Below are 16,136 nucleotides of genomic sequence, written 5' to 3' on the forward strand. Positions count from 1 at the left end.
ACACCCATACGATGCTACTATGTTCTCCTTTGAGAGCAAGCAGTATACTATTTAAAAGTGTGACACAGAATTTGGCGTTGCACGAGCTGAAATAAAGAAAAAATGATGATAGTAAAAAAACGATACCTCATTCTTCAACTGATTACCGCATTAGGGCTTTTGCCTTCACTCGCTTACAGCAACAATGTTACGTCAAAAACAATAAATACCAACACAGAAAAACCTGCAAAAAAATCAAAAACCCCGCTGACAAAAAAAAGTCCATTAGGCTGGGTCAGTGGCGGTGACTCAACGGATTCATGCCGTGCCTGCGATGGTTATTATCAAGTGACTCCTTTCGCTATCCCAGGAACCCCTCTTGCTTTTAATCAAAGTAAGACTTATATCTCATCGAAAAGTACCACTTTATCGCCCACGGGCCAAACTCTGACCGACAATGTTTATTTATACCAAAAAGGCCGGGACTTGCGAGCGCATCAGGTACACCTAACACGTGATCCTAAAACAGGGGATATTACCCAAATCAATGCATCCGGACATGTCCGCTATCGCGAACCCAGCTTTTTAATCACAGGCAATAAAGCCAATTGGCAGCCACAAAAATTACAGGGTAATATGAGCGATGTTCAATATCGCTTAAAGCTTAAAAAAACCAATACAAAAAAAGAAAGCACACGCCTGCCTGACCCCAGTACCGGCTATGCTCATGGCGATGCCAGCTCTATTTTACAACAAGGTCCAGCCTTACTCGTTTTGCATGATGCGACTTACTCAACCTGTGCACCGGTACCTGGACAAACATGGCAGCTTAAAGCAAAAACCATCAAACTCAATCAAGCGACCGGCCGCGGGGAAGCCTATGATGCAATACTCGATGTAAAAGGCGTCCCTGTTTTTTATTCACCCTATTTTAATTTTCCGATTAACAATAACCGCCAAAGTGGTTTTTTATATCCAACAGCAAGCTTTAGCACTGATGGCGGTCTGTCTTTAACAACGCCTTATTATTTAAACTTGGCCCCGAACTACGATGACACCATCACACCGACAATCTACACCAAGCGCGGTTTATTATTGCAAAACGAGTTTCGCTATTTATTATTTGGCAATACGCAAGGTCAGTTAAACGTCAGTTATATTCATGATGATCACTCTTATGGCGATAAGCGTTACAGTGTCTTTTTCGGCCAACAAACGCAACTCAGCCCAAACTTTAAAGCATACATGCAATATAACCTCGCCAGCGATAAAGATGTTTTCGATGATTTCACTCTGGCGAAAAATCCTTTTGCAAATACGGCGAATACCATCCAGCTCCCCAGAAGTGCAGGCTTTAGCTATAACAAAGATTATCTAAACTTTAATGGCAATATCACCGGCTATCAATTCCCTGATTCAACGCTCTCTCTCGGTAACCGTTACTATTCGAAATTACCCGAATTCAATTTTAGTGATGCCGTTGACTTTGATCAATTGCAGCTGGGTATTAACAGCCAATATATCAACTTCTATAAGGCCGCTGTCGATAATGTTACACCACCCACCGGCCAACGTAGTTATCTCGCCCCTTACCTCACCTGGTCAGGACAAACCGATTTTGGTTACTTTAAGCCAACATTATCTTATTCACAGACTTATTATAATTTAAATAACAATAACCGCGGTGATAATAACTTAAGTCGTGGCATGCCAATATTCGACATTGATAGCGGCCTTTATTTTGATCGTAATTTGAATATTGAAGGCAAAAACTATAAACAAACGCTAGAACCTCGCCTCTATTACTTATACGTGCCTTATCGTGATCAAAGCCAAATTCCTATTTTTGATTCGGGCATAAAACCATTTGACTACAACTCGTTGTTTACCAATAACCGTTACTACAGCATAGATCGTATTGGTGATGCGAACCAGATCTCGCTAGCATTAGAATCGGCTTTAATCAACGAAAATGGTGAGCAAATATTAAAAGGCGGCATCGGCCAAATCTTCTATTTTCACAATCGTAAAGTCAACTTATCCCCCGCGGAGACTGGCTTAGATCACCGTCTATCTGATCTAACCAGTTTTTTAAGCTGGAATGTCTTACCCAGCATCACCCTTTCCACCAATATCAACTGGTCAACTTATGATCATCGCCTCACACGTGATAATTATAATGTCCAATATAAACCCGATTTAGACCATATCTTTAACATTGGCTACACTCATGATAACGAAAACTATGGCGTCTTATCACAAGATGACTTAATCAACGGTGTGGCACCTCCAAATACCAAAGGCCTGTACTCTTCTATGTATTGGGGGCTTAATGCCAGCTGGCGACTCTTCGGTGGGGGCAACTATCTTTGGTTTAAAGATCAAACAAGCTCTAAAAAACGTCTGGCATCAGCCTTTGCCGGTATCGAATACAGCAGCTGTTGCTCAGCCGTGCGCTTTTTCGTCAGCCATAGCCTCAAAGATGATGACCCGAATGATGTCAGCACGATCGATGGACGCGGCCAGAACACAATTATGTTACAATTCTTGCTCAAAGGTTTGAGCCGCTTTGGCTCAGGAGGCATTAGCAGCCTTCTTCAACAAATTAACGGTTACCAGGGTGATTCTGGATTCGAGAGGACCTAACAGTTTATGAAAGCACTACAACGTTTATTTTTAATGCTGGGTTTAAGCGTTTCAGCTTTTACGTTTGCAGCACCATCAGCAACCCCTTTAAATCAATCCGTTGCTATTGTTAATAACCAAGTGATTACCAGCCAAGACCTTGCCATAGAAACTTCATTTATGGCCGCCCAATTGCGCGGTCAAAGTCAGGCTGAGGTCAGAAAGGCCGCTCTTAATAACTTAATCACCCAAAAAGTCCTGCTTGAGCTGGCAAAACGTAATAATATTCATGCCTCTGCAGACTTGGTCAACAATGCCTTTAGTAGCGTTGCTCGCCAAAACAACATGTCGGCTGAGCAATTTTCGGTGGCATTAAACAAACAGGGTATTGCGGTTGACAATTATCGCAATTTTCTCAAAAACCAGTTGATCATCAGAAATCTAGAACAACGTGTTTTAGCGGGCGCAGGCTTACAAGTCAGTGATGCTGAGGTTGCCCAATATATGCAACGCCGACAAGTAAAACAACAAGCAACCACTCGATATAGCATCAATACCATCTTAATTTCTGCAAAAGACAATTCAAACACAGCACTTGCTGACGCAAAAGCAAAGGCTCAACAAGTCTTAAATGAAATTAAAGCGAAGAAAATAACCTTCAGCAAAGCCGCCAAAGAGTATTCACAAGGTGCTAACCCAAATAAAAGCGGTAGTTTAGGCTGGCTTAAACTTTCGCAGCTTCCCACCATGCTGGTCAGCCCTGCACAAAAATTAAAACTCGGTGAACTTGCACCACTCATCGATACTGGCAGTGGTTATTTAATCATTCAGCTCGCAGGCAAAAAATCCGATCACAAGCAGGCAATTAAAGTCACCGAAAATAAAGTACGCCAAATCGTCCTCAAAACAACACCCATATTTTCAGACCAACAAGCCGTGGCTAAACTCACCCAATTGCGTGAGCAATTAACCAAAGGCAGTATTTCATTTGCTAAAGTCGCGCAAAATTACTCCGAAGATCCAACATCCAGCGCGAAAGGCGGCGAACTTGGCTGGGTGTTACCCGGTCAACTTCCACCCCAACTAGAACAACGCATTGATAAACTCCCAGTCAATAGCATCAGTGAACCCATCCGCACACAAACCGACTGGCGCTTAATTGAAGTGACGGCCCGCCGTCAAGTGGATGCCAGCAAGACGGTGGCAAAAGCACAGGCCAAGCAAGCCATCTTTATCAAAAAGGCAGAAGCCTATATTGCGAATTGGCGTCAACAGATGCGTGATCAGGCCTATGTAGAGACCTTAGGCCAGGGTGACTCCTAATGCTGCCACGCCTTGCGATTACCCCGGGCGAGCCTGCGGGGATCGGTCCGGACCTGATTCTTATGCTCGCCCAGCATGCTTATCCTGCTGCACTGGCTGTCTTGGCTGACCCAGGCTTACTTAGGCAACGCGCTCAACATCTAGCGTTAGAAATAAAAATCAAAGAGCTGGCAAGCCTAGACCAAGTTCAGGCACATACCCCTGGCGAATTACAGGTGCTTCCCACCAAGCTTACAACACCTGCAATACCCGGGCAGCTTGCTAAAGAAAATGCCGGCTATGTCATTCAATCATTAGAACAAGCGGCAAATACTTATCTAAAAGGCCAAATCGATGGTATTGTCACCGGGCCTGTACATAAAGGCATTATTAATGATGCCGGTATTCCTTTTTCGGGGCATACAGAGTTCTTTGCCAATATCACCGGAGAAATACCAGTGATGATGCTAGCAACAGAAACTTTGCGAGTCGCCCTCGTCACAACCCATCTGCCTTTAAGTCAAGTAGCTGGCGCGATTACAGCAGATAAAGTTCGCTATACAATCAATACAGTTCACCAAGATTTGCGGCGTTATTATGGTATTAAGCAGCCACGCATTCTTATCAGTGGCTTAAACCCTCATGCTGGAGAAAATGGTCATTTGGGCCATGAAGAGATCGATACCATTATTCCAGCTATTCAAGTGCTAAGTGCACAAGGCATCAATGTGTCAGGCCCTTTTGCCGCAGATACGTTATTTACCGAACATCATTTAAAAAATGCCGATGCTGTAATTGCCATGTATCACGATCAAGGACTGCCCGTATTAAAATACAGCGGTTTTGGTCGCGCCATTAATATCACCCTTGGCCTGTCGATTTTAAGAACCTCTGTTGATCATGGCACTGCGCTTGATCTTGCAGGCACAGACAATATAGACCCTGGTAGTTTTGATTTAGCCATTAAAACGGCAATCACTATCGCTTCACAAAAAGGCAACAATGAAATCACTACAAGGCCACACAGCCCGCAAGCGCTTTGGGCAAAATTTTCTCCATGATGCGCATATTATTCGCCAGATTGTCGATGCTATTTCGCCTAAAAATACGGATCACATTGTTGAGATTGGCCCCGGTCTTGGTGCAATCACCGAATACCTTACCATTGATGCAGCAAGGCTTGATGTTATCGAAATCGATAGAGATTTAATCCCAAGACTACAAGAAAAATTTGGCATGAATAGTCAGTTTCAAATTCATGAATCAGATGCGCTAAAGTTTAACTTTGCCAAGCTATTAGATAAAAGCAATAACCCAGCGAGTAGTCAATTACGCATCGTCGGCAACTTGCCTTACAATATTTCAACACCTTTGCTATTTCACTTGTTTTCCTTTCCAGGCTTAATAGAAGACATGCATTTTATGCTGCAAAAGGAAGTCGTCGAACGCATGGCCGCTCCCGCCGGAAGTCCGGATTATGGCCGCCTGAGTATTATGGCGCAGTACCATAGTAAAGTCGATATGCTCTTTACTGTCCCTCCCGGCGCTTTTAACCCAGCTCCGAAAGTGGACTCCGCTATTGTTAGGCTACAACCCTACAAACAGCCAAAGATCATCGCTAAAAACGTAAAACACTTTGAAAAATTAGTCACTCAAGCCTTTACTCAGCGTCGCAAAACAATCCGTAATAGCTTAAAGACAATGGCAAATACTGAACAACTTGAACACGCCGGTATTTCACCTGAGCTAAGACCAGAAGTCATCACGCTTACCCAATATGTGACTCTAAGTAACTTACTACAGCAAAATAACAGCAATTAAAAAATTAAAACTTATGAAGACGCTAAAAGACATCACCCAATCAATACAAATAGAAGTAGAAACGCATTACAACGAGGATTTATCCATTCCAGAGGAAAATCACTATATATTCTCCTATACCATCACCATCTATAATAACTCTTCTACTCCAACACGTCTGACCCACCGCCACTGGACGATTACCGATGGTAATGGCAAAGTAGAAAAGATCGATGGACCAGGCGTTGTAGGCAAACAACCGTATATCGAAGCTGGTAGTAATTATCAATACAGCAGTGGTGCTGTGCTCGAAACCCCTTTTGGTATCATGCAAGGCTGTTATGATATGGTTACCGACCAAGGTTACCCATTTAAAGCAAAAATCAGCCCCTTCACCCTACTCAAATCAAAACTGACTTTACATTAGAGGCAATGGCACATGGCAACTTATGCAATCGGTGATGTACAAGGATGCTATGATGCCCTCCAACGTTTACTCGTTAAAATTAATTATGACGATCATCAAGATTGCCTATGGTTTGCAGGTGATTTAATTAACCGTGGCCCACAATCCCTTGAAAGCTTGCGCTTTATTAAAAATATCAAACACAGTATCGTCGTGCTAGGCAATCATGACCTGCATTTGCTCGCGGCCTTTTATGGTCATGCTCGCAAAAATAAAAAAGATACCCTCGATGGAATTTTAAATGCAGCTGACAGCCAAGAGCTGATTGATTGGCTTAGACTGCAGCCTTTAGCTCATTACGATAAAAATCTTAATACCTGTATGATCCATGCGGGTATTGCACCGCAGTGGAATCTAAAAAACACGCTGAATTATGCAAATGAAGTTCACCTTATGTTACAAGATGAAACAAAGTGCAAGAGTTTTATGGCCGAACTCTACGGCAACCACCCAAATTGCTGGCAAGAAGATCTAACAGGCAAAGCAAGATTGCGCTTTATTATCAACACCCTCACCCGCACTCGCTTTATTGATGACAAAAAATGCCTAGATCTGAAAACCAAAGGCAAAATAACTAATGCCCCTGAACACTTATCACCTTGGTTTCAAAATTTAAATTCAAGCTGGCAACAACTTGACATTATTTTCGGTCATTGGGCCGCCCTCGAAGGTCAGTCGGGCCTTGCTCACATTCATGCACTCGATACCGGCTGTGTTTGGGGAGGCGAGTTAACCGCAATGCGTCTAGAAGATAAAGTACGCTTTTCGGTCCCTGCATAAATCAGCAATCAGCAATCAGCAATCATCCAACGAGTGCAACAAGAACTAACAACATTTCATACGAACTTACTATCGCAAGTTAAATTAGCAATAGCCTGATTATTAATCAAAAATCTCGACAATATTAGAATATACATTCACCTTGACATAATAAATCTATATTTATTGCAGGTTAATGTAAAGCATTATTTAAGATAAAAACAAAACACACGCCAATAAAATAATAATAATAAAATGTTACATTTTGTATTGACTTAAAAATAGCCAAGCCATATTATTGATCCTAGCCTAAGCCTTAAGTAAAGCGAAAGGAAGACCAGAACAAAAGCACACAATCAAAATAAAAAATAATGCTATGTTTATTATTTAAAGGAAATAACATGATAAAAAGCAATATTATTGTTTCGTCTTTGTTAATCTTGCCCATACTCTCCTTTGGAAAAGCAGGAATCAACGTCTACATTGAGAATAATTGTTCAACCCCAGTTACCTTTACACAAGAGGATAATAGCCTCTCTAAACAAATCGCAAAAGACTCTACTCAAAAATTTACCTATATATCAACTGGCCGCTGGAGTGACACAACAATCTCCAGAACAATCAATCTTACAGATCCAAATAACCAAGCTATTGGCAACTTAACTTTCACTCTCGACAATGGCTGGCTTGCTAACTACTTTGATGTCAACCAGCAAACAGGGAAAATCTCCAGTGATAATAACAAGATGGAATGGCACAACTGGTATGGCACTCCTAATATCACCCTCTCAGCCTGTCCAAAATCTCTTGATATTTCCAAAAGCGACCTATTAAAAGACGTAAAAAGAATCTTAGTCTTTGGTGATAGCCTCTCTGATAAAGGCACTTTATTTGAATATTCACAAGGTGTTATCCCAAGCTCTAAAAGTTATTATAATGGCATGTTTTCAAATTCAGATGTTTGGGCTAAATTACTTAAGAATGATTTGAAAAAATACAATATTGAAGTAAGCAATTATGCAGTTGGCGGCGCGACGGCGGTATTAAATCCAGACTTAAAACATTTACCCTATAGTTTAAGTTCTGAAAATACAGCCTTTCAAGCCAATGCGTTAGATAAGCACTGGAAGGACTATAACCAGTTTTTAGCAATCATTTTTATCGGCGCAAATGATTATTTGACTGTGCAAAATAATATTTCCACAGAAACTCAAAAAACCTTAACAAGCGAAGTAATTAACAGTATTGACTCACAAGTACAAAGCCTTATTGCCAAAGGAGTTAAAAAATTTGTATTTCTAACACTACCGAATCTCTCATTTACACCAGAAAGTAAAGACGATTTACATAATACAACGGCCACCGCTAACCTCTCAACAATGCACAATAATAAATTACGAGCGCTAGTAAAGAGCTACCAAAACAGCTCGGACGAGTCTAATTCTGGAGAGGTATTTAAACTCATTGATATAGCGCCTTTATTTAACGATCTGGTCAGCGACGATCCTGTGATCAGGGATCAAACCAATAAAAAATATAACCTTCATATAACCAACATTGAAGATTCATGCTGGCATGGTAGTTACACTCTGTTACAGCAACAAGCCAATAACCCAACTAGTGCAATTCTAAATGCAAACCCAACCCTGCCTAGAACTGCAGACATATTAGTCGCTATTAAAACCTCAGAAAGTGGTGAGATGTGCAGCAACCCAGAAAATTATATTTTTTGGGATAGAGTCCACCCCACCAAACAAATCCATCAGGTGCTCTACCAAACAATTGCAAATACCCTCGGAGCAAAAATAATCACAAGCTAAATCAACCCTAGCCTAGAAAAGCAGCTATACTCGCTGCTTTTCCACTATCTACAGTAAAAGAATCAAAACAGAAACATCTAGCGTCTTCGTACACACTCAGCTCTGTCCATCAAAACGATGCAATCAATAATATTTACAATAAACTTACATTAAATTACAATAATGTTAATATTTCTAAAGTAAGCTAGCCCCAGTCAGAAAAAATTAATTATAACTTGCACAAGGGGTAGCTTCTTATGAAATTTGGCACTTTAATCAACACAGTTAAACATGGTAATTTCAACACGATCACGCCAGCCACGCTCGTAGAATTAGGTAATAGATACCTAGAAAAATATCCAAAATCCAGCAGCCGTCATAGCCACCAAGGAACAGCGCAAGCATTAGTAGATTTTGCAACAACAAACCCAGGGGCCGACTCTGAAAAATGCTGTAACGTATTAATGAAAGTTTTACAAAGAGGTGGTACTGTTGACGGTTGGTTAGCAAAAAAAAGTGTAGAATTGCTTAATAAAGGGCTCGGAACAAGTGTGCCGACTTGCTACTCAACAGGGAAAAGTGTCCATTCACGCTCAGTCTCAGAAGTCGTTGGAGACTTTGAGGCTCACCTAGACAGACGCACTAAAACTGTAGGAATAGAGCTTCAAGATACTGGCCTATTCGGCGCACGTCACCAGCAGCATCTTGATGAGGCTGCACGAGGACCTGTGCCCGAGTTTGTATAAAGGCCAGCTAAGCTAAAAAGAGCTCCTTAACAGAGCTCTTTTTCTCAACGATCACCATCGCTGTTACCTATTACTCTCACTCCATTTGTATTGTTCTTAATGGGCCTTATATTTTTCGATATATTCTCATTTAGCCCATAGCACACAGCTCAGTAAGCTTATACGCTACTATAACGCAGCCCCATGAGATGCACTCTGGCTTCGTTAAATATTTTCGACAGTGCTCCAAATAATCAGCCTAGAAAATAACATAGTTTTAAAACACCATGAGAGATATTTTATAAATTAATAACTGTCTAATGAGAGTGTTACCTTTGATCGCTTAATTCAAGGTTACTACTTTTTAAAAAAATTTGTTAATGCTAGAAAAGCATTGGTAGCAACATCAAAATTATTGACACACTTAAGTTGGTTTTTATTGGTTCTTTTTTTCTCTAAGCTTTCACAGTGTGCTTTCAGCTCTTCAAAAGGCAGAACTATTACGCGATTATTGTGCTCAAGATCGATATGAAATAATTGGCTAAGACAATCGCTATAATCAATCTCATCACCACAGTCAAAGGTGTCACGCAGTTTATTAAGTAGGCCGCATTTGTACATATAAGTTGTACGCATTTGCACACCTAACGTCTTTGAAATTTCTTTTGCTTTAACACCACGAAACTGGGCGAGTAGCAACAAAATTTGGATCTGTGATTTAGAAAATTTTTCATTGTTATAGGAAAGAGAGTTCAGCTCAGTAAAACAAGGATTGCTTACGACTTGCTCAATTCCTGCATTCGCCTTATTAATGACTCCAACAATTTTTCCTCGAGAAAATAAAGGCTCTTTTACAACCGTAGTAACAAAGCATGTTTTTTTGCTAAAGAGAATCACATGGCGAGTGATACTCTTGCTTTTCCCTGACCTCAAGTCAATAACATCTTTCATTAAATAATTTGAGCCTAGTGGATATAAAAATAAGTTAGCTAGATTCATTGCTTCTATTTTAGTTAAATTTATACCTAAAATATTTTCGATAAATTGAGTCGATGCTAAATCACTAAACATCAACTTCCCTTGATAGGTAATGTAGTGAAACTGTGTGTTTCGCTCTAAAATCATAAGCGCTCAACCCTGTTAATGGTGATTAAGGTAAATAAGTTTAAATTCATTAAAATTAAAATTTTTTGCGATAAATTTAGTCGACTCGCATGCAACACAAATTCATGCATAGAACTCCAATGTTCTGTTTGTTAAGGAAACGCTAATGGTTTTTAACATTTTTATATTTGCAAATCAATAGCAGCCTGACCATTTTTGTATATTTTTTCAATTAAAATCATAATTAACAACAAGTTACATTTATATAGTTTTATTAACTTGCTAGAATATTATGTTTTAATTTGAAATTCTACAAATTGTTCCTAATTGCCATAATCGCTAATAGTTATATACAGTTAGTTATTTTTTCTATGTAGCAATCAATGAGCTGATGGGTATCATAAAGCTCATTTGAACAGATATCTTCTACTTAGCCTGCTTGACCTATATAAAGGCCAGTGGATTTGCTGTTAGTGCTTTTCTTTTTAAAAGTTAATATTTAGGGTAAACTTCAAGGCAAAGTGATAAGGAGTTAATTATGGCTAATCGATTGAAAAATAAGGTAGTTATTCTGACAGGTGCTAGCCGTGGCATTGGTAAAGGCATTGCCAAAGTTTTTGCTGACGAGGGCGCAACACTTTATCTTGTTGCTAGACACCAAGAGGCGCTATTACAGTGTGCTAAAGAACTTGCAGGCCACCCCATGACTTACCCCTGTGATATCTCCAATGAAGAAGAGGTTAAGGCACTCATTAATCACGTGGTTGAGCAAGAGGGAAAGATTGATGTATTGTGCCATAATGCTGGGGTTTACCCAGATGTGCTGATTGAAAAGATGACAGTGCAAGATTGGGATCACGTCCATCATGTTAATTTACGTGGAACTTTTTTAATCACTAAAGAATGTTTAAAACATATGAAAGCTGCCGGTTATGGCAAAGTGGTTATTACTTCATCAATTACTGGTGTACGTGTTGGCAACCCAGGCTTAGCTCATTACAGTTCAACCAAAGCCGGTATTAATGGTTTTGTGAAAACCGCAGCGATAGAATACGCACAATATGGCATTACTATCAATACCGTAGAGCCAGGCAATATCTTAACCGAGGGTTTGGAAGAACTTGGGACGGATTATATTAAAGCACAAGAGAGAACAATTCCAACCGGTAAATTAGGCACGCCTGAAGATATCGGCTATGCAAGCTTATACTTTGCTTGTGATGAATCAAGTTATGTCACCGGCCAATCGATTGTCGTCGATGGTGGGCAGATCTTACCAGAAGCCTTACTTGATTAATTGTAAATTAAGAGATTAAATGCTGTGACGATGAAAACAGAGAGCCAACGACTCAATTCCTTTGGCTATGAACAAGAGCTGGACCGATCATTAAATACTGCGCAGCTCACCGCCTTTGGTTTGAACTACATGATCCCAATTGCCCCCGCCATCGTCTTTGGCTTTGTTATGGTGCAATCAGGTGGTACCGTTGCTCTGCCCTATCTACTTGCCTTTTTTGGCATGATATTCACAGCATTTAGCTATGTGATTTTAATAAAAAACTTCCCACTTTCAGGCTCAGTCTATAATTATGTCGGTCGAGGAATCTCACCTAGTTTAGGGTTTATCGCCGGTTGGGCGATTTTACTGGATTATCTGGTGATTCCTTCAGTCACAGCGGCCAGCTCAGCAATTTATCTACAACAACTCTTTCCTCAAACGTCTTACTATCTGTGGCTAGTATTATTTATTGCGATCACTGGAGGATTAAATCTAGTAGGTATTAAGCCTATCGCAAAATTAGGTGTATGGTTATTAATCATTGGTGAGCTTGTCATTTTTGCTGGTTTTACTTCTTGGGGCCATGCTATTGTTGTAAACCATATGGGGGTAGGACATTTAATCAGCTCAGAGCCTTTTCATTTTTCCAGCTGGGGGGCTTTAGCCTCTGCCACTTCTATCGGTATGTTAAGCTATTTAGGCTTTGATGCTATTTCTACACTCACAGAAGAGGCCAAAAATCCACGGCGTGATGTGCCACGAGCGATTTACCTATCATTAATCATCGGTGCAACGACCATGATTATTACCGGTTATTTAGGCATGCTCGTCATTCCTAATTGGCATGATTATATCAACAACCCCACTTGGATCAGCAGCTCGTTGTTTCATATCACCCAAATGGCAGGTGGCCAGGTGATGGGAATGATTTATACAACAGGCTTCGTCCTTGCCATGGGGGTATTCAATATTGTAGCCACTGCATCATGCTCGCGCATTTTATTTGGCATGGGGCGTGATAACACCTTACCGAAGGCAATTTTCGGCAAAATCAACCCCAAAAGTAAAGTACCACAGATTAATATCTTAATTATCATGATATTACAAATCATATTAGGCAGCATCGGCCAAGTTGATTTACTCTCTTCACTCGTTAATTTTGGTGCGATTATTGGCTTTATTTTATTAAATACTGCTGTCATTTATTTGTATTTTATTAAAAATCAGGAATTTCCACTAATTTAACTCAAAATAATTGGATACCTGCATTGAAAAATTATCCACGTTATTTATTAGCCCCGGTGATAGGCTGCTTGGTCATGCTATGGATTTTAGCAGGGATGAATCAATTTATTTTAATCGTTGGCTTAATTTGGATAGTGATTGGTATCGGAACTTTTTTTACTAAGAAAACGTAAGACCTACAACTCTGTTTCGATATAAGTTATAATGCCTCGCTTAAATCACAATTAATTTTTAATCACAGGTAGATAGCGTGATTCATTCTTACCCATTAGCTGTTTTTATGTTATTTGTTGCGATGCTATGTTGGGGAAGCTGGGCTAATTTTCAGCGCTTAGCTAGCGTATCTTTCATACGTTTTTATATCAATTATTCTATAGGAATATTCCTAGCCGCTTTGATCATTTTAGGGATAGGTTTCTACTATGTTCCTGCGATGATGAGCGATAGTGACAAATTCTCCGCCTTAGGTTTTGCATTGTTAGCTGGGCTAGTGTGGAATGGTGGTAATATATTGCTAACAAAGGCCATTCGCCTTGTCGGCATGTCTGTTGCATTTCCAATTGGGATTGGCATCGCCTTAATTGAAGGTGTTATTACCAATTATATTGCTCAGCCTTCTGCAAATGTTTATTTATTATTTACTGGTGTTGCCACGATAGTCTTTGCCATTTTTATTGATGCTTACGCCTGTTACTTGCGAGATAAAAGCAAACATGCAGCACATGGTTCCAAAATAGGTATTTTCTATGCGGTTATTGCTGGATTAATTTTAGGTTGGGTGTTTCGAATTTTAATGATTTCAATGACAAAACCTGAGCATATCAGTGCCTTTAGCGCAGTGCCAGCTTTTGCCTTTGGCGTGCTACTGTCCACTCTAGTATTAGGGTATATTTATAAAAATAAATTTAAAAATAGCAATGAGCGCTTTAAGGCTAAATCTTTTGGTTATTCAATTGCAGCTGGATTGGTTTGGGCTACTGGGCTTTCTTGTGTGCTATTCGGTTCTGCTGCCGCTGGATTTGCAATATCTGATGCGCTAAGCCAAGGAGCAACCATGGTTGCAGCACTTTGGGGAGTATTTTTGTGGAAAGAGTTTGCAAGTTATAAAAAAACATGGCCGCTACTAGCACTAGGATTTGTTAGCTATATTTTAGGTCTTGGTTTAGTGATAATGTCCCATTATTTCTCATAAGTGCAAACTACAGAAATATAGATACCCACAGACCGGAGTCCGAGGTGCTTAGGCGGCTAAGCACCGCTGCATAACTGCATTATGCTGTTACAGATCGAGTTCGATCTGACCTGAATCCTCCTGACCTTGGTACTCAACGTATCTACGAATAACTTCTTCATCAACTCCAACACTACTTACGAAGAAGCCTGGCGACCAAAATATATTCTCTTTCCAATATACTCGACTTAACCAAGAAAATTTCTTTCTTAAATAAGCCGTCGATCGGCTTTTTAAATCTCTCATTACGCCTGATACGCTATATTTAGGGGGTATCACCATTAGCATATGAACATGACCTTCATCAAAGCCAACCGACTCCAACAACACGCCAGGCATACTTCTCAGTAGTTTTGCCAATACCCGCTCAATATACGGGCTGACTCCAAGATTCAGGACCTTCCGGCAATATTTACATACCCAAACAATATGATATTGGAGTTTATACACTCCATGAACTGATTTATATGCCTTCATCCAATCATTATACCGCCCAAAGGCTCATTCACCCACCCGTGGTGCTCTGTCTGCGACCGTATAGATACATCAACTCTATCTATCTTTGCTTCCTCACAGATACTTTTTTGTAGCCGTTATAGAGCCAATAATAATGCAAATCAATTTTATTGCTATACACATACATCGTTATATAACCATGCTGAGATTGATAAATCTCAGGCTCTTTTATAAGAACAGGAAATTTTAAACTAGAATATAACTTTCTTGTATGATCCCACTCAATTTTTTCTAATTTTGCGCCACCTCCACCAGAAATGACTTGAAACGCACCATTAGTGAGGTAGTATCCTGCTAAGAAATGATCATGAGCTGAAAGGATAATATCAAAACTATAACTCTCTAATAAAGCATATAAATATTTATTATGAGGTCCCTCTACACCACTTTTACTGACAGTTGGGGTAAAATACTTTGTATATTTATAGCGATCCCCCAAACTTTTTGGATTACGAAGATTTCTCTTACCTAAAGAAACTAAAGGGTGGTGAGAAACAAGTATCTGCCATTTATTGCCATCCTTATCTTTTCTACAAAAAACTGCTTTCAGCCACTCCTGTTGCTTTTCATCATCTGGAAAAGAGGTTGAGTCAATACAGTAATAATCTGCAAAACCTGTAGTGAAGTGATAATAACGATAAGGCATATTCCAATCAATTGTTTGTTTCTCATTCGAGTAACAAACATCTACTTGATTATGCGCTAGTTTTAATTTGTATTTAAGGTCATGTGAACCGCCCCTTCCCCATAAGCCCCAATCATGATTCCCTAATATCGCAAATGACCTACCATAAGGCAACCTAGAAAAATTAAATGCAAAATGCTTTGATTGTCCTGGGTTAAATGTTGTAAACCACTTTTTATAGCCCAACCCATCAGAGTAAAAGTTATCACCTAGGAGCAATGTTACTGTTTTCGCCATCACTGATTCATCTCGATATCTGGGACTTATATAGCCAGAGCGAATTTGAAAATTATCAGGATGTACACGCCAACGTCTTCTCTTCTCATTCAACATATAAGCAACTTCACTTTGATTGTTTTCATTGTGAAATACACTAAAAATATTTCCAGAGTTATATATAGACCCACTATGGCCACTAACACCTTGACACCCTACTAAATCCAACCTATCTACAGAGCCTAAATTAAAACTAAGGTCAAGGCTATCTGCAGGCTTTTTGTTTCTAAAATGGCACTTTTCTCGTATGGATTTAAATCTATACTTCTTATTAAATTTTTTTCGATAGCTCTCAAAACTATCACTCAAAATATCATTACATATTTTTGGCATACTATATTCTTC

15 protein-coding genes are annotated in these 16,136 nt (G+C 39.8%); 12 read left to right on the forward strand and 3 right to left on the reverse strand.

The window, feature by feature from the left end:
- The first annotated feature begins 102 nt into the window (after positions 1-102).
- From lptD to BGC07_RS05900, 8 genes are all read left to right on the forward strand, one after another.
- Complete coding sequence (gene lptD, locus BGC07_RS05865; protein ID WP_077216781.1) at positions 103-2,625, forward strand: LPS assembly protein LptD; 2,523 nt, start codon at positions 103-105, stop codon at positions 2,623-2,625.
- Between the two features lie 6 nt (positions 2,626-2,631).
- The gene (locus BGC07_RS05870; protein ID WP_069312341.1) at positions 2,632-3,927 is read left to right on the forward strand and encodes a peptidylprolyl isomerase; all 1,296 of its coding nucleotides are present in this window, start codon (positions 2,632-2,634) and stop codon (positions 3,925-3,927) included.
- Positions 3,927-4,967, forward strand: coding sequence for a 4-hydroxythreonine-4-phosphate dehydrogenase PdxA (gene pdxA, locus BGC07_RS05875; RefSeq protein ID WP_077216782.1), 1,041 nt, complete (start codon positions 3,927-3,929; stop codon positions 4,965-4,967). Before BGC07_RS05870 ends, pdxA begins: the two co-directional genes overlap by 1 nt.
- A complete protein-coding gene (gene rsmA / locus BGC07_RS05880) occupies positions 4,909-5,727 on the forward strand; it encodes a 16S rRNA (adenine(1518)-N(6)/adenine(1519)-N(6))-dimethyltransferase RsmA (RefSeq protein WP_069312342.1) in 819 nt (272 codons plus the stop codon). Before pdxA ends, rsmA begins: the two co-directional genes overlap by 59 nt.
- Positions 5,728-5,740: 13 nt before the next feature.
- Positions 5,741-6,133 (forward strand): Co2+/Mg2+ efflux protein ApaG, encoded by a 393-nt coding sequence (apaG, locus tag BGC07_RS05885; protein ID WP_069312343.1) that lies wholly within the window; start codon positions 5,741-5,743, stop codon positions 6,131-6,133.
- A gap of 12 nt (positions 6,134-6,145) precedes the next feature.
- Positions 6,146-6,952, forward strand: coding sequence for a symmetrical bis(5'-nucleosyl)-tetraphosphatase (locus BGC07_RS05890; protein ID WP_069312344.1), 807 nt, complete (start codon positions 6,146-6,148; stop codon positions 6,950-6,952).
- A 380-nt stretch (positions 6,953-7,332) separates the two neighbouring features.
- Positions 7,333-8,751, forward strand: a complete 1,419-nt coding sequence (locus BGC07_RS05895; protein WP_069312345.1) for an SGNH/GDSL hydrolase family protein — start codon at positions 7,333-7,335, stop codon at positions 8,749-8,751.
- Positions 8,752-8,987: 236 nt separating this feature from the next.
- Positions 8,988-9,476, forward strand: a complete 489-nt coding sequence (locus tag BGC07_RS05900) for a hypothetical protein (protein ID WP_069312346.1) — start codon at positions 8,988-8,990, stop codon at positions 9,474-9,476.
- Positions 9,477-9,812: 336 nt separating this feature from the next.
- On the opposite strand, the gene BGC07_RS05905 is transcribed toward BGC07_RS05900, so the two are convergent.
- The gene (locus tag BGC07_RS05905) at positions 9,813-10,580 is read right to left on the reverse strand and encodes a hypothetical protein (protein WP_069312347.1); all 768 of its coding nucleotides are present in this window, start codon (positions 10,578-10,580) and stop codon (positions 9,813-9,815) included.
- A 517-nt stretch (positions 10,581-11,097) separates the two neighbouring features.
- Between BGC07_RS05905 and BGC07_RS05910 the strand changes: the two genes are divergently transcribed.
- The 4 genes from BGC07_RS05910 (at position 11,098) to BGC07_RS05920 (ending at position 14,275) form a co-directional block, all read left to right on the forward strand.
- Complete coding sequence (locus BGC07_RS05910; protein ID WP_069312348.1) at positions 11,098-11,856, forward strand: SDR family oxidoreductase; 759 nt, start codon at positions 11,098-11,100, stop codon at positions 11,854-11,856.
- Between the two features lie 30 nt (positions 11,857-11,886).
- Positions 11,887-13,083, forward strand: coding sequence for an APC family permease (locus BGC07_RS05915; RefSeq protein ID WP_069312349.1), 1,197 nt, complete (start codon positions 11,887-11,889; stop codon positions 13,081-13,083).
- A 23-nt stretch (positions 13,084-13,106) separates the two neighbouring features.
- Positions 13,107-13,256: a hypothetical protein gene (locus BGC07_RS20565; protein ID WP_158006878.1), complete on the forward strand. Its 150-nt coding sequence runs from the start codon at positions 13,107-13,109 to the stop codon at positions 13,254-13,256.
- 77 nt (positions 13,257-13,333) lie between these two features.
- Complete coding sequence (locus BGC07_RS05920) at positions 13,334-14,275, forward strand: GRP family sugar transporter (RefSeq protein WP_077216784.1); 942 nt, start codon at positions 13,334-13,336, stop codon at positions 14,273-14,275.
- A gap of 87 nt (positions 14,276-14,362) precedes the next feature.
- On the opposite strand, the gene tnpA is transcribed toward BGC07_RS05920, so the two are convergent.
- Both tnpA and BGC07_RS05930 read right to left on the reverse strand, forming a co-directional pair.
- Positions 14,363-14,791, reverse strand: a complete 429-nt coding sequence (gene tnpA / locus BGC07_RS05925) for an IS200/IS605 family transposase (protein WP_069312350.1) — start codon at positions 14,789-14,791, stop codon at positions 14,363-14,365.
- Positions 14,792-14,870: 79 nt separating this feature from the next.
- Positions 14,871-16,124: a metallophosphoesterase gene (locus BGC07_RS05930; RefSeq protein ID WP_069312351.1), complete on the reverse strand. Its 1,254-nt coding sequence runs from the start codon at positions 16,122-16,124 to the stop codon at positions 14,871-14,873.
- Between the last annotated feature and the right edge of the window lie 12 nt (positions 16,125-16,136).

The organism is Piscirickettsia litoralis, from assembly GCF_001720395.1.
Classification (GTDB): domain Bacteria; phylum Pseudomonadota; class Gammaproteobacteria; order Piscirickettsiales; family Piscirickettsiaceae; genus Piscirickettsia; species Piscirickettsia litoralis.